This is a genomic window from Sandarakinorhabdus sp. AAP62 (genome assembly GCF_000331225.1).
Lineage (GTDB): Bacteria > Pseudomonadota > Alphaproteobacteria > Sphingomonadales > Sphingomonadaceae > Sandarakinorhabdus.
In genome coordinates this window covers 1-20,358 of the sequence record NZ_ANFY01000021.1, presented here as the reverse complement: position 1 = coordinate 20,358, position 20,358 = coordinate 1, and the positions used below count along the sequence as shown (strand labels likewise).

Sequence of the window (20,358 nt, the reverse complement as noted above, 5' to 3'; positions counted from 1 at the left end):
GGGGGGGGGGGGGGGGGGGGGGTGCTTGCCACCAGGACGATCCCCTGCGGAGAGAACCCTCCCCCGGCCCCTCCCTGCAAGCAAGGAGGGGAGAATTTACTTGAACAAGCTCCCCAAAATCCCGCGCACCAGGCTCTTGCCCAGCGATCCGGCCACCTGCCGGCCCAAGGTGCTCGCCGCCGCCGTCACTGCCGAGGCCACGGCCTTTTCCGTCGCGCTCGGCCGGGCGGCGGCGCGGGCCTTGGCCGCTTCCAGCCGCGCCGCCTCGCGTTCGCGTTGCGCCTGCAGCTTCGCCTCTTCCTTCGCCGCCTGCGCGTCGAGTTTGGCCTGCAGCGCTGCCTGCTTCTCGGCCTCGGCCTGCGCCGCGCTTTCCTCGCGCTTCATCACCAGCAGTTCGGCGGCGGAGTCGCGGTCGATCCGCTCCTCATATTTGCCGGCATAGGGTGAGGCATTGATCACATCCATGCGCTCGCCCGGCGTCAGCGGCCCAACGCGGCTGCGCGGCGGCGCGATGCGGGTGCGCTCCACCGGGCTGGGGGCGCCATCGGGCATCAGGGTCGAAACCAGCGCCTCGCCCACCTTCATTTCCGTGATCACCGCCGCCACATCCAGCCGCGGATTCGGCCGAAACGTCTCGGAGGCCGACTTGATCGCCCGCGCATCCCGCGGCGTGAAGGCGCGCAGGGCATGCTGCACCCGGTTGCCGAGTTGGCCCGCCACCTTTTCCGGAATGTCGATCGGGTTCTGCGTGACGAAATAGACGCCGACGCCCTTCGACCGGATCAGGCGGACCACCTGTTCCACCTTGTCCATCAGCGCATCCGGCGCCTCGTCGAACAGCAGATGGGCTTCGTCGAAGAAGAACACCAGCTTCGGCTTGTCGGGATCGCCCACTTCGGGAAGCGTCTCGAACAGTTCCGACAGCAGCCACAGCAGGAAGGTCGCATAGAGGCGCGGGCTGTTCATCAACTTGTCGGCGGCGAGGATATTCACCCGCCCCCGGCCCTTGCCATCCAATGCGATGAAATCGGTGATGTCGAACGCCGGCTCGCCAAAGAAGGCCGCGCCGCCCTGGCTGTCCAGCGTCAGCAACTGGCGCTGGATCGAGCCAACGCTCGCCTTGGTCACATTGCCGTACTTGCTGGAAAGCTCGTCGGCAATATCCGCGCACCAGGCCAGCATCGCCTGCAGATCTTCCAGATCGAGCAGCAGCAAATCATGCTCATCGGCATAGCGGAAGGCGATGGTGAGCACGCCTTCCTGGGTATCGTTCAGGCCCATCAGGCGCGACAGCAGCAACGGCCCCATTTCGGAAATCGTGGTGCGGATGGGGTGGCCCTGTTCGCCGAACAGATCCCAGAACACGACCGGCATCGATTCCCAGTCGTAATCCTCCATCTTCATTTCCATGGCGCGCTTGGCCGTCCAGGCCGCGGCCTCGCTGCCTGCGCGTGCCATGCCGGCGATATCGCCCTTCACATCGGCCAGGAACACCGGCACCCCGGCGCGACTAAAGCCTTCGGCCAAGCCCTGCAGAGTCACCGTCTTGCCCGTGCCGGTGGCGCCCGCGATCAGCCCGTGCCGGTTGGCGCGTTTCAGCACGAGGCTTTGCGGCGCATCCTGATCCGACAGGCCAATGAACAAAGAATCAGTCACGTGCGTCTCCCCTTTGTGGCGCAGTTTCAGCGCGTAGGCGGCGTCACGTCCAGCCGGAAGATATCAGGCCTTGCATAATGGCCGGCGGCATCGAAATCGAAGCGGCTGCGCACGATATCGGCCAGATCGACCTCGGCCACCAGCAGCCCCTCCCCGCCGCGCAACGGCCCGGCCAGCACCTCGCCCATCGGCGAGACAATGATGCTGCCGCCGCCGATGATCGGCACATCCTCGGCGCGGTCGATCAGCGTGATCGGCTCGCCCAGCGCTTCGCGGGTGGGCGGCTTCCACTGGCAGGCCGATACCAGGAAGCAGCGGCCTTCATGCGCGATGTGGCGCATCGCCACTTCCCATTGCGGCCGATCATCCACGGTGGGCGCCGCCCAGATCGCGACGCCCTTTTCGTACAGCGCCGCGCGAAACAGCGGCATGAAATTTTCCCAGCAGATCACCGGCGCGATCCGCCCCACCGGGCTGTCGAACACGCGCACATCGTCAGGCCCGCCCTGCCCCCAGATCAGCCGCTCGGCTGCAGTTGGCATCAACTTGCCCCGATGCCCGGCGAGGCGGCCATTGGGGGTGAAATGCAGCGCGCAGCAATGCAGCGTGGCCCCGGCCCGCACGATCGCGCCCACCACCATGGTGCAAGCGAGATCTGCCGCCAGTTCGCCCAGCGCCGCCACTTCCGGCCCGTCAATCTCGATCGCCTGTTCCCAGTAACGCTTGAACGCATCGCGCCCGGCCGGCGTGCGATAACCCAGCCGCACGCCGAAATCCGCACCCTTCGGATAGCCGCCCAACAAGGCTTCGGGCAGCACCAGCAGATCGGGCCGGGCCGCCTTAAGTTCCTCCCGCCGTTCCAGCAGCGCGGCCAGCGTCTCGGCAGTGGTTGCCCGGCTGCCGATCTGCAGCGCGGCGAGGCGGGCGGTTCCAGTCGGGATGCTCATGCAGACTCCAATCGTTCCAGCGCCCAACGGGCGGCATCAGCCACCACCGGATCATCACTCCCCAGATGCGCGCGCACCGCCGGGATCAGCGCCGCTTCGCCGCTGTTGCCCGCCGCATACAGGCAATTGCGGATAAAGCGATTGACCCCGATGCGCTTGACCGCTGAACCGGAAAAGAGCGCCCGGAACGCGGCATCGTCAAGCCCGAGCAATTCGGCCAGTTTCGGCGCTGTCAGTTCGGCGCGCGGCAGAAAGGCGGGCTCCTCGGTCGCCTTGGCAAAGCGGTTCCACGGGCACACGGCGAGGCAATCATCACAGCCATAGATGCGGTTGGCCATTGGCGCCCGGAACTCTTCCGGAATGGGGCCTTTGTGCTCGATGGTGAGATAGGCGAGGCAGCGCCGCGCATCGAGCCGATAGGGCGACGGGAAGGCCTGAGTCGGGCACGCCGTCTGGCAGCGGGTGCAACTGCCGCAACGGTCTGCGTGCGGTTCGTCCGCCGCCAGATCGAGCGTGGTGTAGATCGCGCCAAGGAACAACCAGCTTCCGTGCTGGCGCGACACCAGATTGGTGTGCTTGCCCTGCCAGCCCAGCCCGGCAGCCGCCGCCAGCGGCTTTTCCATCACCGGCGCGGTGTCCACGAACACCTTCAATTCGCCGCCCGCTTCAGCCACCAGCCAGCGCGCCAGCGCCTTCAGCCGTTTCTTGATCAGATCATGATAATCACGATTCCACGCATAGACCGAGATGACGCCCGTATCGCCCTGCCCCGCCAGCCGCAGCGGATCGAGCGGCGGGGCATAGCTGGTGCCAAGCATGATCACGCTCTTCACATCCGGCCACAGGCCCTTTGGCGATGCGCGTTCATCGGCGCGGTCCGGCATCCAGATCATGTCGCCATGGCAGCCATCGGCCAGCCAGGCCTTCAGCCGCGCACCCGCTTCCGGAATCGCATCGGGCGCTGCTATGCCCACATCGGCAAAGCCCTGGGTCAGCGCCTCGGCCTTCAGCCGGGCAATCAACCCAGCGTCTTGAGCCAATCCACCACCATCGATGCCAACCGGTCTTCCACCTCGCCGTAAAACAGCCAGTGCGGCACCCCCGGCAGTTCCTGATAATCCACCTGGCCCGTGAGATTGCGGGCCGTCGCCCGTGCTATGCCGGGCGGGGTGATGCGATCGTTGAGGCCCACCACCACCAGCGCCGGCTGGTTCAGGCGCGCATAATCCACGCGCGTCACATTGCCGAACAGCGGCGGCAGCGCCATTTCGGCCAGCACGCGGCCCGAATCCCACACCAGCGCATCAATCTCGCGGCGCGTCACAGCCTCGGGCACGCCGTTGAAGATCCCCCAGCGCGCGCCAGCCTCGTCACACAGGGTCGGATTTTCCCACCAGCCCCATTTCAGCACGACATTCTTCAGCGCCTTGGCGGGATCGAGGCTGAAGGCCTGCGAATTGGCCGCTGCTGCCGGCGACAACAGCACCAGGCCCGCATGCGGAATCCGCTGCGCCACCATCTGCGCCAGCAAACTGCCCATCGAATGGCCCAGGATCACCGGTGGTGCACCCAGCTTCCCGGCTTCGGCGACCAGATGATCCACGTAGGCCGTGATCGACAGTTCCCCCAGCGCCGGCGCCGGCGGCAGCGAAACCGGCCGATCGTGGAACAGGATGCACGGCGCGTGGGTGCGATGGCCGGCTTCCTCCAGCACGGGGCGCAGCCGGTCAAACGTGGCCGGCGTCGACCACATGCCATGGATGAGAAGAACGGGCGGTTTCAGCACACCCAACTCAACACACGACGCCCGTGGAGGCCAGCACGCCCAGCGTGACGATATCGGCGGCGTTGCTGTTCATCGGCACGATCTGCACCGGTTTGGACATGTTGACCAGCATCGGGCCAACAACCCGCAAATTGGCGACTTCCTTGATCAGCTTGGCAGCGATGTTGGCGCTGTGCAGCCCGGGCATGATCAGCACATTGGCCGGGCCCGACAGGCGATTGAACGGATATTGCGCCCGCATCGACGGGTTGAGCGCCACGTCGGCCGACATTTCGCCTTCATATTCAAAGCCGACCTGGCGGCTGTCGAGCAGCTGCACCGCACCGCGCACATTGTCGACAAACTCGCCGCGCGGGTTGCCGAAATTCGAATAGCTCAGGAAGGCCACGCGCGGTTCCTGGCCCAGCCGGCGGGCGACGGCCGCGGTTTCGATGGCGATGGTGGCCAGCGATTCCGCCGATGGCCGCTCGGTCACCGTGGTATCGGCCACAAAGATCGTCTGCTGCTTGCCCACCAGCATGTGGATGCCGAACGGCCGCGTGCCCGGCACCGGATCAATGACCTGGCGCACCTGGCGATAGGTGGTGGCAAAATTGCGGGTAACGCCGGTGAGCATCAGGTCTGCCTCGCCCATCGCCACCAGCAAGGCGCCAAACACGTTGCGTTCGTGGTTCACCATGCGCTGCACGTCGCGGTGCAGCATGCCGCGGCGCTGCAGCCGTTCGTAGAGAAACTCCACCATGCGCGGCACCAGCGGCGAGATCGAGCTGTTGTGGATTTCAAAACTGTCGATGTCGGTCACGCCCAACCGGGCCAGACCTTCGCGCACCGGCCCTTCGCGGCCCACCAGCACCGGCGTGCCGTAACCGCTGTTCTTCCAGTTCATCGCGGCGCGCAGCACCACATCCTGTTCGGCTTCGGCAAACACCGCCCGGCGCGGCCGGCTCTGGGCGCTTTCGATCGCGCCCTGCAGGATCGAGGTGGTGGGATTCAGCCGGCCCCGGAGTTCCTGGCGATAGGCCTCTTCATCGAAGAAGGGCTTGCGCGCTGCGCCCGACGCCATGGCGGCCTTGGCGACGGCGGTGGGGATATGTTCGATCAGGCGCGGATCAAACGGCGCCGGGATGATATATTCCGGGCCGAAATTGCGCGCCTTGCCCCCGTATGCGGCGGCCACTTCATCCGGCACCGGCATGCGGGCCAGGCTGGCAATGGCGTTGGCCGCGGCCAGCTTCATCTCTTCGTTGATGGCGGTTGCCCGCACATCCAGCGCGCCCCGGAACAGATAGGGGAAGCACAGCACATTGTTGACCTGGTTGGGATAATCGCTGCGCCCGGTGGCCACGATGGCGTCCGAACGCACGGCGTGGACTTCTTCCGGCGTGATTTCCGGATCGGGGTTGGCCATCGCGAAGATGATCGGATTGGCCGCCATGCTGGCCACCATCTCGGGGCTCACGGCGCCTTTCTGGCTCAGGCCCATGAACACGTCCGCGCCCACCATCGCCTCTTCCAGGGAACGCGCCGGCGTATCGGCGGCATGGGCCGATTTCCACTGGTTCATGCCCTTTTCGCGGCCCTTGTAGATGACCCCCGACGTGTCGCACATGATCACGTGCTTGACGCCATAGAGCTTGATCAGCTCGGTGCAGGCAATCGCGGCCGCTCCGGCACCGTTCACCACCAGCTTCACATCTTCCGGCTTGCGGCCGGTCAGATGCAGGGCGTTGATCATCCCCGCCGCCGCCACGATGGCCGTGCCATGCTGATCATCGTGAAAGACCGGGATGTTCATCCGTTCCTTCAGCGTGGTTTCGATGATGAAACATTCCGGCGCCTTGATATCCTCAAGGTTGATGCCGCCGAACGACGGCTCCAGCAGTTCGACGCAGGCGATGAACTTGTCGACGTCTTCGGTGTTCACTTCCAGATCGATGCTGTCGATATCGGCAAAGCGCTTGAACAGCACGGCCTTGCCTTCCATCACCGGCTTTGATGCCAGCGCGCCCAGATTGCCCAGGCCCAGGATGGCGGTGCCATTGGAGATGACGGCAACCAGATTGCCCTTGATGGTATAATCATAGGCACTGTCGGGATCGGCGGCGATGGCGCGCACCGGGGCGGCGACACCGGGGGAATAGGCCAGCGAAAGGTCGCGCTGCGTCGCCATCGGCTTGGAGGCGACAATGTCGATTTTGCCTGCCTTGCCCATGCGGTGATAGGCCAACGCCTCGCGGTCACCAAAGTCGTTGTCGTCAATGCTGCTCATGGTCTGTCCTGAAGCGTGCCTGAACCCGGGGATGCGCCACGGATAGGATTGTGGCAGCAAAGGGGCAAGCGCTTTGGCATGAGGTGTGCCGCTTTCACGCGCCCCTTTGCACCGAACCGCCCGCGCGCTATCGCAGGGGCGTGACCGCCGCCTCCCCCATGATGACGCAATATCTCGGCATAAAGGCCGAGGTGCCGGACGCCTTGCTGTTCTATCGCATGGGCGATTTCTACGAGCTGTTCTTCGAAGACGCCGCCGCTGCCGCCGCCTGCCTCGACATCGCGCTGACCCGGCGCGGTGAACATGGCGGGAAGCCTATTCCCATGTGCGGCGTGCCCGTCCATGCCCATGAAAACTACCTCGCCCGCCTGATCCGCGCCGGGCACCGCGTCGCCATTGCCGAGCAGGTGGAAGACCCGGCCGAAGCCAGGAAGCGCGGCAGCAAGAGCGTTGTCGCCCGCGCCATCGTGCGGATCGTGACGCCCGGCACCATCACCGAAACGGCCCTGCTGGAACCCAAGCGCTCCAACTGGCTGGCAGCGCTCGCCGGCGACGGCGATGCGGCGGGGCTGGCGTGGCTCGACCTTTCCACCGGCGCCTTCCACACGCGCGCCGGCAGCGTGGCGGAACTCAAAGGCGAAATCGCCCGCCTCGCGCCGGCCGAACTGCTCGTTCCCGAAAGCCACGCCACCAAGGGCACCTCCCGCCCCGCCACCGATTTCTCTGCCGCCCGCGCCGAAGCCACGCTGAAATCCCGCTTTGGCGTCGCCACGCTCGACGGCTGGGGCGATTTTTGCCGCGAGGAACTGGCCGCTGCCGGCGCCCTCCTCGCCTATGTGCAGGAAACCGCCCGCTCGGCCGCCCCGCTGATCCTGCCGCCACGCCAGGAATTGCCCGGCAGCCGCATGGCCATTGATGCCGCCACCCGCGCCAGCCTCGAACTCGCCCGCACCGCCTCGCGCCACAGCCTGGAAGCCGCCATCGATCGCACCGTCACCGCCGCCGGCGCACGGCAACTCGGCCAGGATATCGCCGCCCCGCTCACCGATCCGGCACGCATCGTGGCCCGGCTCGATCTGGTCGAATGGTTCATTGCCGATCCGCTCACCCGTTCGGCCACGCGCGACACGCTCGCCGGCCTGCCCGACATCGCCCGCGCATTGGCCCGCCTCACCATCGGCCGCTGGAGCCCCCGCGACCTGGGCCAGCTCTCGACCGGCCTTGCCCGCGCGCTGGCCCTCAGGCACGCCCTCACCACCCGCGCCGCACCGCCGGAACTACTCGCCGAAACGCTTGGCCAGATCGGCGCCGGCCTCGGCGCGCTGGTCGAACAGCTCGCCCGCACGCTGGTGGACGAACCGCCCATCGAACTGCCCGGCGCCATCCGCCCCGGCTTCGATGCGGCGCTCGATGCGCTGCGCGACACGTCCAGGGACGGCCGCTCTGCCGTGGTCGCGCTCGAAACCCGCCTCAAATCCGAAACCGGCATCACGGCGTTGAAGATCCGCCACAACAATGTGCTGGGCTATCACATCGAGGTCCCCGCCGCCCGCGCCGATCCGCTGCTGCGGGCAGACTCCGGCTTCATCCACCGCCAGACCATGGCCGGCGCCGTCCGCTTCTCCAGCCCCGAACTCGGCGAACTCGGAACCAAAATCGCCCAGGCCGCCGATCACGCGCTCGCTGCGGAAGCCGCGCATCTGGAAGAATTGCGCGAAGAAGCGCTCAGCCACACCGCCAGCATTGCCGCCACCGCCGCCGCGCTCGCCCGCCTCGACGTTGCCGCCGCGCTGGCTGAATTGGCCGCATCGGAGAATTGGTGCCGCCCGACTGTGGACGCCAGCACCGCCTTCCATATCGAATCCGGCCGCCACCCCGTGGTCGAACTCGCGGTGCGCAAATCCGGCACCCGCTTCACGCCGAACGATTGCGACCTGTCGGCCGACAGGCGGGTCTGGCTCGTCACCGGTCCCAACATGGCCGGTAAATCCACCTTCCTGCGCCAGAATGCGCTGATCGCCGTGCTGGCCCAGGCCGGCAGCTACGTGCCCGCTGCATCAGCGCATATCGGCGTGGTGGACAGGCTCTACAGCCGCGTCGGCGCCGCCGATGATCTGGCGGAAGGCCGCTCCACCTTCATGGTCGAAATGGTGGAAACCGCCGCCATCCTCACCGGCGCGAGCCATCGCTCCCTCGTCATCCTCGATGAAGTCGGCCGCGGCACCTCCACCTACGATGGTCTCGCCATCGCCTGGGCCGTGCTCGAAGCCGTGCACGACGATCTTGCATGCCGCTGCCTGTTCGCCACCCACTATCACGAACTCGTGCCATTGACCGCCAAGCTCGCCAGCCTTGCCTCCGTCACCGTGAAAGTGCGCGAATGGAAAGGCGATCTCGTCTTCCTGCACCAGGTTGCGCCGGGCGCCGCCGACAAGAGCTACGGCCTCGCCGTCGCCCGCCTCGCCGGTGTTCCCGCCCCCGTCCTCGCCCGCGCCCGCGCCGTCCTCACCCGCCTCGAAACCCGCCGCGACCAGACCGGCGGCATCGCGGCCGGGGTGGACAGCCTCCCCCTCTTCGCCGCGCCCGCCGCCGCCACACCCGACGACCTGCGCGAGAAACTGAGCGCGATTGATCCGGACAATATCACACCGCGTGAGGCGCTGGACCTGCTGGCGGATCTGAAGGCGCTGGCTGCGCCGAAGGGGTAAGATGTGGGCCTCCGGCGGGCAGGGACTCGTCCCTGCACCCGTTCGATTCAGGGTGGCGCTCAGCTGCCAGTTGCGCGCTCTGCCAACCCGTCACCCCGGCGAAAGCCGGGACCCATCGCCCACAATCTCCACCAGCGCGCCTGTCGGGGCGCTTGGGTGATGTGCCCCGGCTTTCGCCGGGGTGACGATGACGTTGTGGGCAATAGAAAACAAACGGGTGCAGGGACGAGTCCCTGCCCGCCGGAGGCCCCCTACTTCAACTCCCACACCTTCACCCAGTCCACCTCCATCGCCACGGTGCCGGCATTGATCTTGTCCACCGTGGCTTGCGGCAGGCCGAAGTAAGGCGCGGCTATGCCATTGACCTTGTTGGGGTAGATGCCACCGATGGCGAAGTTGAGGATCAGATATTGCTTCCGGTCGAAGCGCCACGGGCCGTAGCGCTCGACGACAGCTTTCGTCACCCGGTAATATTCGCGACCGTCGACGGTGAAGATCACCGCATCGGCGGTGCGTTCAACGGCATAGACGTGCCAGCCGGTCACATCCTCCCCGGCCGGGAAGTCAAAGCGCTTGTACAAGGGTGTGTCCCCGGAATAGCCGGGCCCGTGGATGGCGGCGTTGACCCATGATTTGTCGCCAACATTTTCCATGAAGTCGATTTCGCCGCTGTCGGGCCAGGTGCCATAGCCCAATAGCCAGAACGCCGGCCACACGCCGGTCGCGTCCGGCATGCGGATGCGGGCTTCCACCTTGCCGTAGGTCACCTCCACCCGGTTTTCGGTGTTGATGCGGCCTGAAACAAAATCCGTCACCCGGCCGCCGGGCGTGACAAAACCGCGGCGCGGTACCGGTTTCAGTACCAGCGCGCCGCCATCAGCCCCGGCCGGTGTCGCGAAACTGATCGTCTCCGGGCTGTCGACATAGGCCTGGACTTCGTTGTTCACCCAGAAGGCCGGGCCTTCGACATTCCATGTCGTCCGATCCAGCGCGCCAGAATTGAATTCGTCGGCAAAGACCAGCCGCATGGTTGGCGGCGGGGCCGGCGCAGGCGCAGGCGAAGGTGCGGGCGCAGGAGCAGGAGCTGGCGTGGGGGCTGGCGTGGGGGCGGGGGAAGACACGGCCGCCGCGCTGACACTGCCGCCGCCACTACAGCCTGCAAGCAGTGCCAAGGCCGCCACCATCATGCTCCTGTGCAGGCGAGACCGCATATTGCCCCCGGATTCCGCTGCGTCTGTTCGGCATCGCAGCGATTAATGATAACGTTCCCATCACGGTAATCGCGTTGCGCTGGCGTGGCAAGCTGCACGGGAGAATTGCGTGGAGCGCCGCGAACAACAAATGCAGGCCGGCATGGCCAATAGCCGGCAGGCGAGGCTTGCCGGCTGATGCACGGTTTCTCTGCTTGACCGCCTCCGCCCGTCCCGCCACCACAAACCCATGGCGGGATGGCAATTCTGGATCGATCGCGGCGGCACCTTCACCGATGTGGTGGCGCTGCGGCCCGATGGCGGGCTGGCGACGGCCAAGCTGCTGAGCCATGCACCCGAACAATATGACGATGCGGCGCTGGCGGGAATCGCCCGGCTGCGCGGCGCAGACAGCGCCCCCATCGACGCCGTGCGCATGGGCACCACGGTGGCCACCAATGCCCTGTTGGAACGGCGCGGCCAGCCGACGGCGCTGGCCATCACGCGCGGGCACCGGGACGCGCTGCTGATCGGCCACCAGGCCCGGCCGGATATCTTCGCGCTTGAGATCAAAAAGCCCGTGCCGCTGTATGAAGTGGTGGTGGAAATCGATGAACGGGTCACGGCAGAGGGCCAGCTGCTGCGGCCGCTCGATGAAGCCGCCGCGCGCGTTGCCCTGCAGGATGTGTTTGACGCCGGTTATCGCAGCCTGGCCGTCGCCTGCCTGCATGGCCATGCCCATCCGGCGCACGAAACGCGCGTGGCCGACATCGCGCGCGAGATCGGTTTCACGCAGGTCACCACCAGCCACGAGGTTGGCGCCGTCATCCGGCTGGTGCCGCGCGCCAATACGGCGGTAGTGGACGCCTATCTGTCGCCGCCGCTGCGCGATTATGTCAGCCGGGTCGCGGCCGGGCTGCCGCAGGTGAACGTCGCTTTCATGCAATCCAATGGCGGTCTGGCGCGTGCCGGGCATTTCCACGGCCGCGATGCCATTCTTTCGGGTCCGGCTGGCGGCATTGTCGGAATGGCCGCGGCCGGGCGCAGCGCGGGCGAAAACCGGCTGATCGGCTTCGACATGGGCGGCACCTCCACCGATGTCAGCCTGTTCGACGGGCAATATGAACGTGCCGAGGAAGTGATGATCGCCGGCGTGCCCATGCGCGTGCCAATGCTGAAGATCGATACGGTTGCGGCCGGCGGCGGATCGATCATCAGCCACAACAATGGCCGGCTGAAAGTGGGCCCCGAAAGCGCTGGCGCCGTGCCCGGCCCGGCCGCATATCGGCGCGGCGGGCCACTCACCGTCACCGATGCCAATGTCATGCTCGGCATCGTGCAGCCGGCGCATTTCCCATCGCTGTTCGGGCCGGGCGGCGATCAGCCGCTCGACGCCGAAGCCGTCCGCGCCGGCTTTGCCGAACTGGGGGCCGCCATCGGCCAGCCGCCGGAACAGGTCGCCGCCGGCGCGCGGGCCATTGCCACCGAAACCATGGCGCAGGCCATCCGCCGCATCTCCATCGCGCGCGGGCACGACGCCGCGCGCTACACGCTGACCAGCTTTGGCGGCGCCGGCGGCCAGCACGCCTGTGCCATCGCCGACCAGCTGGGCATGACCCGTATCCTCATCCATCCGCTTGCCGGGTTGTTGTCAGCCTTTGGCATCGGCCTGGCCGAAGTGCGGGTGGTGCGCCAGCGCACGCTGAACTGGCCGCTGGGCCCGGCAACCGAACTGGCAGGCCCGGCTGCCGAACTGGCGGATCAGGCCCGATCGGCCCTGCTGGCGCAAGGCGAGGCGGCGGCGCGCGTGCAGCTGTTGGCCCGCATCCGCTATGCCGGCTCCGACAGCGGGGTTGATCTGCCGCTGGCCGATCCGGCCACCCTGGCCAGCGCCTTCGCAGCGGAACAGGCCAGGCGGTTCGGTTTCACAATCGCCGATGCCGATCTGGTTGTGGACGCGCTGATTGCCGAAGCGGTCGGCGAAACGCCTGCATTGCCGGCCGTTTCGCCAGCCGCCCGCCACGGCGCGCTGCATCTGGCCACCCACGATGTCTGGTTTGGCCACGGCTGGCAGCGCTGCGCCTTCTACAACCGCGCCGCCCTGCCCGCTGGCTGGCGCATCGCCGGCCCGGCGGTGATCATCGACAGCGCCGGCACCACACTGGTCGAGCCGGGTTGGCAGGCCGAAGTCGATATCGCCGCCAATCTCATCCTGACCCGTCTGGCCCCGGCAACGAAAGCGGCCACGACCACCGCTACGGCTGATCCCATCCGCCTCGAGCTGTTCGCCAATCGCTTCATGGCCATCGCCGAGGACATGGGCGAAGCGCTGAAAACCACGGCCTGGTCTGTCAACATCAAGGAAAGGCTGGATTTTTCCTGCGCGCTGTTTGACGGTGAAGGCCATCTGATCGCCAATGCCCCGCACATGCCGGTGCACCTGGGATCAATGGGTGACAGTGTGCGCACAGTGATGGGCAAATGGGCCGCTTCCAGCCGCGGCATCCACCCCGGCGACGCGTTCGTGCTCAACAATCCCTTCGCGGGCGGCACCCATTTGCCGGATGTCACCGTGGTGATGCCGGTGTTCGCCGGCGGCGCGGCGCCGTCCTTCTGGGTCGCCGCGCGCGGCCATCAGGCCGATATCGGCGGCATCACCCCCGGATCCATGCCGCCCGACAGCAAGACCATCGCCGAAGAAGGCGTGCTGATCGACAATATCGTGCTGATCGACAGGGGCCGTTTCTGTGAAGCCGAAATGCTCGCCCTGCTCGGTGGCGGCCCCTGGCCGGCGCGCGATCCGGCGCGCTGCATCGGCGACCTGAAAGCCCAGGTCGCAGCCTGCACGCGCGGGGCGCAGGCGCTGGTGGCCCTGTGCGGCAGCGAAGGCGAGGCCGTGGTGGCGGCCTTCATGCGCTACGTGCAGGATAATGCCGAAGATGCTGTTCGTGCAGCCATTTCTCGATTGAAGGATGGCGAACACACGGTGGAGATGGACAATGGCGCCCGCATCTGCGTCACCGTCCGCATCGATCCGACCAGCCGCAGCGCCACCATCGATTTCACCGGCACCTCCCCGCAATTGGCTGACAATTTCAATGCGCCCTTTTCCGTGGCGCAGGCGGCGGTGCTTTATGTGTTTCGCTGCCTAGCGGGCAATGATCTGCCGATGAATGATGGCTGCATGCGGCCGCTCAGGCTGATCGTGCCGGAAGGCAGCATGCTGCGCCCGAAGGCCCCGGCGGCCGTCGTGGCCGGCAATGTCGAAACCAGCCAGATCATCACCGATGCCCTGTTTGGTGCGCTCGGTGTTCTGGCTGCGTCCGAAGGCACCATGAACAATTTCACCTTCGGCAATGAAGCGCACCAATATTATGAGACGATCTGCGGCGGCGCCGGGGCTGGAGACGGCTTTGCTGGCGCCAGTGCGGTGCAGACCCACATGACCAACAGTCGGCTCACTGATCCGGAAGTGCTGGAAACTCGCTTTCCCGTCCTGGTTGAAGAATTTGCCATAAGAGATTGTTCTGGCGGCAGAGGCCAATGGTCTGGTGGGAATGGCGTTGTCCGCCGCATCCGATTCCGCGAGGCCATGACGGCCTCCCTGCTCTCCGGCCGTCGGCGTACTCGACCTTTTGGCCTCAACGGCGGCAGCGATGCCCTGCCGGGCAGCGCCCGCGTCGAACGCACCGATGGCAGCGTTGTCCAGCTCGCTGCCTGCGATCGCGCTGAACTCGCCGCCGGCGACATGATCGTGATCGAAACCCCCGGTGGCGGCGGCTTCGGCGGGTGACCACGCTGGACACTGCCGCTCTTCCGGGCCTGTGGCCGCTGGCCGGCATTGCCATCGTGGTGATCGGCTTTGCCCTGCGTGCCAATCCGCTGGCGGTGGTGGTGGCCGCGGCCTTCGGGTCAGGCCTGGGGGCCGGCCTTTCGGTGCCCGAGGTGGTGGCGGCACTGGGCAAGGCCTTCCATCAGAACCGCTATGTCTCGGTGCCGTGGCTGGCCCTGCCGGTGATCGGCCTGATGGAGCGGGCTGGGTTGCAGGAACAGGCCGCCGCCCTGATTTCCCGAACAAAGTCCGCAACAACCTCGCGCATCCTGCTGATCTATCTCGGTTTCCGGCAGATCACCGCGGCGCTGGGCCTCACCCAGATCGCCGGCCATGCCCAGACCGTGCGGCCCTTGCTGGCCCCGATGGTCGAAGCCGCCGCCACCCGCGACAATCCCTCACTCAGCGAGGACGAGCGCAACCAGGTCAAGGCAATGGCGGCGGCGACGGACAATGTCGGCATCTTCTTTGGTGAGGATATCTTCCTCGCCATCGCGTCGATCCTGCTGATCAAGGGCTTCCTCGAAAGCGCCGGCATCATCGTGCAGCCGCTGGAATTGTCGGTGTGGGCCATCCCCACGGCCCTGGCCGCCTTTGCGGTGCATGGGTACAGGCTGTGGAAGATGGGCCGGTGATCGGCCTGCCTGCCCTGTACGCCCTCGCCGGCGTGGTGTTCGGCAGTTGGGCCGTGGCGACAATGCGGGATCGCCAGCACCCGAAACGCCGGCGCGGCGCGGCCTTCTGGGGCCTGTTGGCGGCCGAGTTCCTGGCGGGCGATGCCCTTGGCGACATGGGCAATGGCCTGTTGCTGCTGGCACTGGTGGCGCTGGCGCTGCTGGGCGCACCGGGCAAGGGCCACGCGCTCACCACCGATGCTGCCGAACGCCTCGCCAGCATCGCGCGCCACGGCAATCGCCTGTTCCTGCCGGCGCTGATCATGCCCGGCGTCGCGTTGGCCGGCACCTTCCTGTTTCCGCTGCAACCGGGCCTGGTTGATCCCAGGCAAGTTACCCTCGTCAGCCTGGGCCTGGGCGTTGTGCTGGCCATCGCCTTCCTGTTGCTTTGGCAGCGCCCGCCGCGCGCCGCGCCTGTTCAGGAAGGCCGGCGGCTGGCCGAAGGCGTTGGCTGGGCGATGATCCTGCCGCAGATGCTGGCCAGCCTGGGCGCGCTTTTCACGGTGGCCGGCGTGGGTGAAATCGTCGGCGCGCTGGCCCCGCTGGCAATTCCGGAGGGCAGCCGCCTCGCCGCCGTGGTCGCCTTCACCGGCGGCATGGCGATCTTCACCATGTTGATGGGCAATGCCTTTGCCGCCTTCCCGGTGATGATGGGCGGGATCGGCCTGCCGGTGCTGGTGCTGGGCATGGGCGGCGATCCGGTGGTGGTGGGCGCGGTGGGCATGCTGGCCGGCTTTTGTGGCACCTTGCTGTCACCGATGGCGGCCAATTTCAATATCGTGCCGGCGGCACTGTTGAACCTGCCCGATCGCTATGCTGTGATCCGCGCCCAGGTGGCGACGGCAGTGCCGCTGTGGCTGTTCAATACCGCGATGATCTGGGGATTTGCCTTCCGATGATCATGGACGAAACCCAGGCCGCCCGCATGGCCGGCATCGCGCTGGGCCATGTGACCCGCGAATATCCGCACAAGCTGGATCATGTGCTGGCCAGCGACGCCGATGCCCGCACGCCGCGCGATCTCCACCCGGTGTTTTACGGCAGCTTTGATTGGCACAGCTGCGTGCACGGCTGGTGGCTGCTGCTGCGGCTGGCGCATCGGTTTCCGCAGCATGCCCGCGCCGCCGAAACGCTGGCGCTGGCGGCTGAAACCTTCACGGCGGCAAAGGTGGCCGTGGAACGCGCCTATCTTGCCCGGCCGCTGTCACGCGGGTTCGAGCGGCCTTATGGCTGGGCCTGGCTGCTGAAGCTGCATGCCGAAATGGCCAGTGCAAACAATCCATTGGCGCCAATAGTTGAACCATTCGCGCATGATTTCGCCTCGCATTGGCGCACGATGCTTGGCAGCTTCACCTATCCCATCCGCACTGGCGCCCACGGCAACACCGCCTTTGCCCTCGTGCTCAGCGCCCAGTGGGCTGCCGATCATGATCCCGATCTCTTCGCCCTGATGGCCGCCAGGGCCCGCGCCTGGTATGGTGCCGACAAGCACGCGCAGGCGTGGGAACCCGATGGCGATGCCTTCCTGTCGCCCACATTGATGGAAGCGCTGGCGATGGCGACCCTGCTGCCGGCACCCGAATTCCGCCGCTGGTTCCGCGCCTTCCTGCCCAAGGCAAAGCTGCAAGCCCCTGCCAGCCTGTTCACCCCCGCCACCGTCACCGATCGCAGCGACGGCAAGATTGCGCATCTCGATGGCCTCAATCTTTCACGGGCCTGGGCGTTCCGCGCGCTGGCGGCCAGACTGGGCCCGCGCGACGCCGCCGCGCCGGTGCTGCGCGGCGCGGCCGATGTCCATGTTGCCTCTGCCCTGCCCCACATTGCCGGCGATTACGCCGGGGAACATTGGCTGGCCAGTTTCGCACTCCTCGCGCTGGAGGCCTGATGGCGATGCGCCGCCGTACCCGCCTGTGGCTGGTCGGCGGCGCTCTTTTCCTCGCCGTCGCCGGCAGCATGGGCTGGCAGTTGCTGCGCGAAACCCACACCGCCGCCAGCGCGACCGCCCCGCCGCGAGCCGCACCCAGCCCCTTGCCGCCACCGCCGCCGTCCAGCATCGCCTTGCCGGTGCGGGTGCCGCTGGCCCTGCTGGAAGCCGCCGTGAACGAGGCGGTGCCGCGGCATTTGTGGCAGGTGGATCAACCCGGCAGCGTGTGCCTGAAGGCGGGCCGGGTGAAGCTGTTCGGCGCGAAACTGAAACTCACACCCGATGTGAAGTGCCGCATCGTCGGCGACGTGATCCGGGGGCCGATTCGCCTCACCAGCCAAGGCGGCAAATTGCACCTCGCCATGCCGGTGGCCGCCACATTGGAGGCGCGCGATATCGGCGGCGTGATCGCGCGCAAGGGCACCGAAGCCGAAGCCCTGATCACCGCCGATCTGGTGCCGGCGCTGACGCCGCAAGGCCAGCTGACGGCACGCATCCAGCTGCGCTATGACTGGCGGCAGGAACCGACCGTTTCAGTGCTGGGCCAGCAGATCAGGCTGACCGAAAGGGCCGACGAGAAGCTCGCGCCCGTGCTGGCCAGCGTGCAGGCCGAACTGCCGCGCCGGCTGGCAAGGCTGCCGGTGCGAACCGGGCTGGAGAAACTTTGGCGGCAAGGCTTTACCGTGCAATCCCTCAACCGCCGCAACCCGGCCGCCTGGTTGCGCCTTACCCCGCAGGCGCTGGCGGTGGATGATATCGTGGTGGAGCGCCAGAATTTGCGCATCGACACGCGGCTGGGCGCCCTGGCCGAGGTGGTGCTGGGCCAGCAACCCGCCGCGCCAATCGCCACGCCGCTGCCGGCCATCGGCAAGACAGGCGGCCCATCGGGCCTGCTGCTGCACAGTGCCGTGCTCGCCGATCCGGCCACGCTGCAACGCCCGATCGACAAGGCCCTGGCCAAGGTGGCGGCACGCGGCATATTGGTACCGGAATGGGGCCGGGTGAAGGTGCGCTTTGGCCCGTCCACCCTCTATGCAACGGATGGCGACAAGCTGGCGCTGGGGCTGGACATCAGGGCGCGCGGGCCACGCCAGCTGCTGGACACGCACGGACGCCTGTGGCTGACGGCGCGGCCGGAAACCCGGCCGGACAGCGAACGGATGCTGGTGCGCGATCTGGCGCTGGCTGCCCAACCCGGCGACGATGTGCAATTGCCGCTGCTGGTGGCGGTGGCGCAATCCACCGAGGTGAGGGCTGCGCTGGAGGAAGCGCTGACCCAGGATTTCACCCACGATTACACCAGGCTGCTGGGCAAGATCGATAAGGCGCTGGCCGACGTGAAGATCGGCGATTTCCGCCTCGCCATGCGCTTCAACCAGGTGCACCACGGCAAGGCGGTGGTACTGGGCCAGGGCATCTACCTGCCGGTCACCGCCACCGGCAGTGCCCGTCTGGATTATGCGAAGCTTCAGCCGCGGCCGCGATAAGGCGGCTTGTGCGGCGGACGCGGGCCAGAATTGGGGCTGCCAGCCGGACGCGGGCCAGATCGGGGGCCGCCGGGGTGCGGCGGACGCGCTGACAAGGTGCGCTGCTGCGGCGGGCGCTGCTGCGGCGGGCCGCCGGCCGGGCTGATATCGATCTGGTCTTCGGCGCTGTTACCCTTGCGGGTGGCGTGGCGCTTCAGGGCGACCACAAAGCGCTCCGCCATGTCGGGCGCGATTTCCACCATGGTTTCGCCGGGGAAGATGCGGATGGCGCCGATATCGGGCTTGGTCACACCGCCACGGCGGCAGAGCAGCGGGATGATCCAGCGCGGATCGGCATTGTCACGGCGGCCGACATCAAGCCGGAACCACACACCCTCGCCGCCGCGATCACCGCCCCGGTCCGGGCCGCGGCCGGCATCATTGCCCTGCCGGCTGTCGCGGCGCTCGGCGCGCGGTGCCGGGCCGGCATCCACCAGTTCCTCGGCCTGCGGCAGGCGGGCGCGGTGCATGCGCACCAGGGCGGCGGCAATCTCGTCGACACCGTGGCGGGTGAGGAGTTCCTCGCCCAGGCGCTTGTCTTCATCGTCCAGCGCGCCAATGCCTTCGCCGATGCTTTCCAGGAGCCGGGCACGGTCTTGCACGGCGATGGCTTCCAGCGTTGGCACCGGGGTCCATTCGGCCTTCACGCCGGCGCCGTGCAGCATGCGTTCCACGCGGCGGCGCGCCGGGTAAGGCACGATGATGACAGCGGTGCCCTTGGCGCCAGCACGGCCGGTGCGGCCAGAACGGTGCTGCAGGGTTTCGGCATCACGCGGCACTTCGACATGGATGACGAGGCTGAGGCCCGGCAGATCGATGCCGCGCGCCGCCACATCGGTGGCCACGCACAGGCGGGCGCGGCGGTCGCGCAGCGCCTGCAGCGCCTGGTTGCGTTCGGATTGGCTATGCTCGCCCGACAGTGCAACGGCGGCAAAGCCGCGCTCGGTCAGGCTGGCATGCAGGCGGCGAACATTGTCGCGCGTGGCGCAGAACAGCATGGCGGTCGGCGCTTCGTGGTAGCGCAGCAGATTGACCACGGCGGCTTCGATATCGGCCGGCGCGGTGGCGACGCATTGATAGCTGATATCGGCATGCTGGCTGGCGCGGCCGGCGGTAGCAAGACGCAGCGCATCCTTCTGATAATCGCGGGCGAGTTCGGCAATGCCCCTGGGCATGGTGGCCGAAAACATCAGCGTACGGCGTTCGGGCGGGGCGGCATCCAGGATTTCTTCCAGATCCTCGCGGAAGCCCATGTCGAGCATTTCATCGGCTTCATCGAGCACGACGACCTTGCAATTATCGAGCAGCAGCGCGCCGCGTTCGAGGTGATCGCGCAGGCGGCCGGGCGTGCCAACCACGATATGCGTGCCGGCGCTGAGCGAGCGCCGTTCCACCTGCTGATTCATGCCGCCCACGCAGGTGGCAATGCGGCCACGCGCCGGGGCATAGAGCCAGGCCAGTTCCTTGGCGACCTGCAGCGCCAGTTCGCGGGTTGGCGCGATCACCAGCGCCAGCGGCCGGGCGGGGGCCGGCAGTGCATCAGCCGTGCCAAGCAGATTTTCGGCCATGGCAAGGCCAAAGGCGACCGTCTTGCCCGAACCGGTCTGGGCGGAAACCAGCAAATCCCGGCCGCGCGCCTCATCGGCGATCACGGCGGACTGGACGGGGGTGAGTTCTTCATAGCCGCGCTGCGCGATGGCCTGGGCCAACGGCGCGGGGAGCGTTTCGATTGTCATGCGCGGCCTATGGCGCAAATGGCGGCGAAAGGCGAATCGCTTGGCTCCCCTCCCTGCTGGCAGGGAGGGGCTGGGGGAGGGGTCGTGCCGCCAGGGCCGCGCCAGGAGGG

At 67.2% G+C, this 20,358-nt stretch carries 13 protein-coding genes; 6 read left to right on the top strand and 7 right to left on the bottom strand.

Annotated elements, in window-relative coordinates:
- Positions 1-96 precede the first annotated feature (96 nt).
- From D619_RS0114960 to D619_RS0114940, 5 genes are read right to left on the bottom strand one after another with little or no spacing between them, the layout of a single operon-like run.
- Entirely contained in the window at positions 97-1,656 is a 1,560-nt protein-coding gene (locus D619_RS0114960; RefSeq protein WP_026091104.1) for a helicase HerA-like domain-containing protein, read from the bottom strand.
- A 26-nt stretch (positions 1,657-1,682) separates the two neighbouring features.
- Complete coding sequence (locus tag D619_RS0114955; protein WP_017669415.1) at positions 1,683-2,603, bottom strand: carbon-nitrogen hydrolase family protein; 921 nt, start codon at positions 2,601-2,603, stop codon at positions 1,683-1,685.
- Positions 2,600-3,643 carry a tRNA epoxyqueuosine(34) reductase QueG gene (queG, locus tag D619_RS0114950; RefSeq protein ID WP_026091103.1) on the bottom strand — a complete coding sequence of 348 codons (1,044 nt, stop codon included), beginning with the start codon at positions 3,641-3,643 and terminating at the stop codon, positions 2,600-2,602. The genes D619_RS0114955 and queG overlap by 4 nt, the downstream gene beginning before the upstream one ends.
- The gene (locus D619_RS0114945) at positions 3,622-4,389 is read right to left on the bottom strand and encodes an alpha/beta hydrolase (protein WP_279379376.1); all 768 of its coding nucleotides are present in this window, start codon (positions 4,387-4,389) and stop codon (positions 3,622-3,624) included. The genes queG and D619_RS0114945 overlap by 22 nt, the downstream gene beginning before the upstream one ends.
- A 7-nt stretch (positions 4,390-4,396) precedes the next feature.
- Complete coding sequence (locus D619_RS0114940; RefSeq protein WP_017669412.1) at positions 4,397-6,658, bottom strand: NADP-dependent malic enzyme; 2,262 nt, start codon at positions 6,656-6,658, stop codon at positions 4,397-4,399.
- Positions 6,659-6,816: 158 nt separating this feature from the next.
- On the opposite strand from D619_RS0114940, the gene mutS reads away from it, so the two are divergent.
- Positions 6,817-9,366: a DNA mismatch repair protein MutS gene (mutS, locus tag D619_RS0114935; RefSeq protein WP_051033521.1), complete on the top strand. Its 2,550-nt coding sequence runs from the start codon at positions 6,817-6,819 to the stop codon at positions 9,364-9,366.
- Between the two features lie 251 nt (positions 9,367-9,617).
- Here mutS and D619_RS0114930 read toward each other — a convergent pair whose 3' ends face one another.
- On the bottom strand, positions 9,618-10,394 hold the full coding sequence (locus D619_RS0114930; RefSeq protein WP_017669410.1) for a glycoside hydrolase family 16 protein: 777 nt from the start codon (positions 10,392-10,394) through the stop codon (positions 9,618-9,620).
- Positions 10,395-10,806: 412 nt separating this feature from the next.
- Here D619_RS0114930 and D619_RS0114925 point away from each other — a divergent pair, with 412 nt between their 5' ends.
- The 5 genes from D619_RS0114925 to D619_RS16940 are packed head-to-tail and all read left to right on the top strand — an operon-like array spanning position 10,807 to position 18,473.
- On the top strand, positions 10,807-14,349 hold the full coding sequence (locus D619_RS0114925) for a hydantoinase B/oxoprolinase family protein (RefSeq protein WP_017669409.1): 3,543 nt from the start codon (positions 10,807-10,809) through the stop codon (positions 14,347-14,349).
- Positions 14,350-14,378: 29 nt separating this feature from the next.
- A complete protein-coding gene (locus tag D619_RS0114920; RefSeq protein ID WP_026091101.1) occupies positions 14,379-15,023 on the top strand; it encodes a DUF969 domain-containing protein in 645 nt (214 codons plus the stop codon).
- On the top strand, positions 15,020-15,961 hold the full coding sequence (locus D619_RS0114915) for a DUF979 domain-containing protein (RefSeq protein ID WP_026091100.1): 942 nt from the start codon (positions 15,020-15,022) through the stop codon (positions 15,959-15,961). The genes D619_RS0114920 and D619_RS0114915 overlap by 4 nt, the downstream gene beginning before the upstream one ends.
- Positions 15,958-16,947 carry a DUF2891 domain-containing protein gene (locus tag D619_RS0114910; RefSeq protein WP_017669406.1) on the top strand — a complete coding sequence of 330 codons (990 nt, stop codon included), beginning with the start codon at positions 15,958-15,960 and terminating at the stop codon, positions 16,945-16,947. The genes D619_RS0114915 and D619_RS0114910 overlap by 4 nt, the downstream gene beginning before the upstream one ends.
- Positions 16,947-18,473, top strand: a complete 1,527-nt coding sequence (locus D619_RS16940; RefSeq protein ID WP_017669405.1) for a DUF4403 family protein — start codon at positions 16,947-16,949, stop codon at positions 18,471-18,473. The genes D619_RS0114910 and D619_RS16940 overlap by 1 nt, the downstream gene beginning before the upstream one ends.
- Here the strand turns inward: D619_RS16940 and D619_RS0114900 are convergent.
- Complete coding sequence (locus tag D619_RS0114900) at positions 18,455-20,248, bottom strand: DEAD/DEAH box helicase (protein ID WP_017669404.1); 1,794 nt, start codon at positions 20,246-20,248, stop codon at positions 18,455-18,457. The genes D619_RS16940 and D619_RS0114900 overlap by 19 nt on opposite strands.
- Positions 20,249-20,358 lie beyond the last annotated feature (110 nt).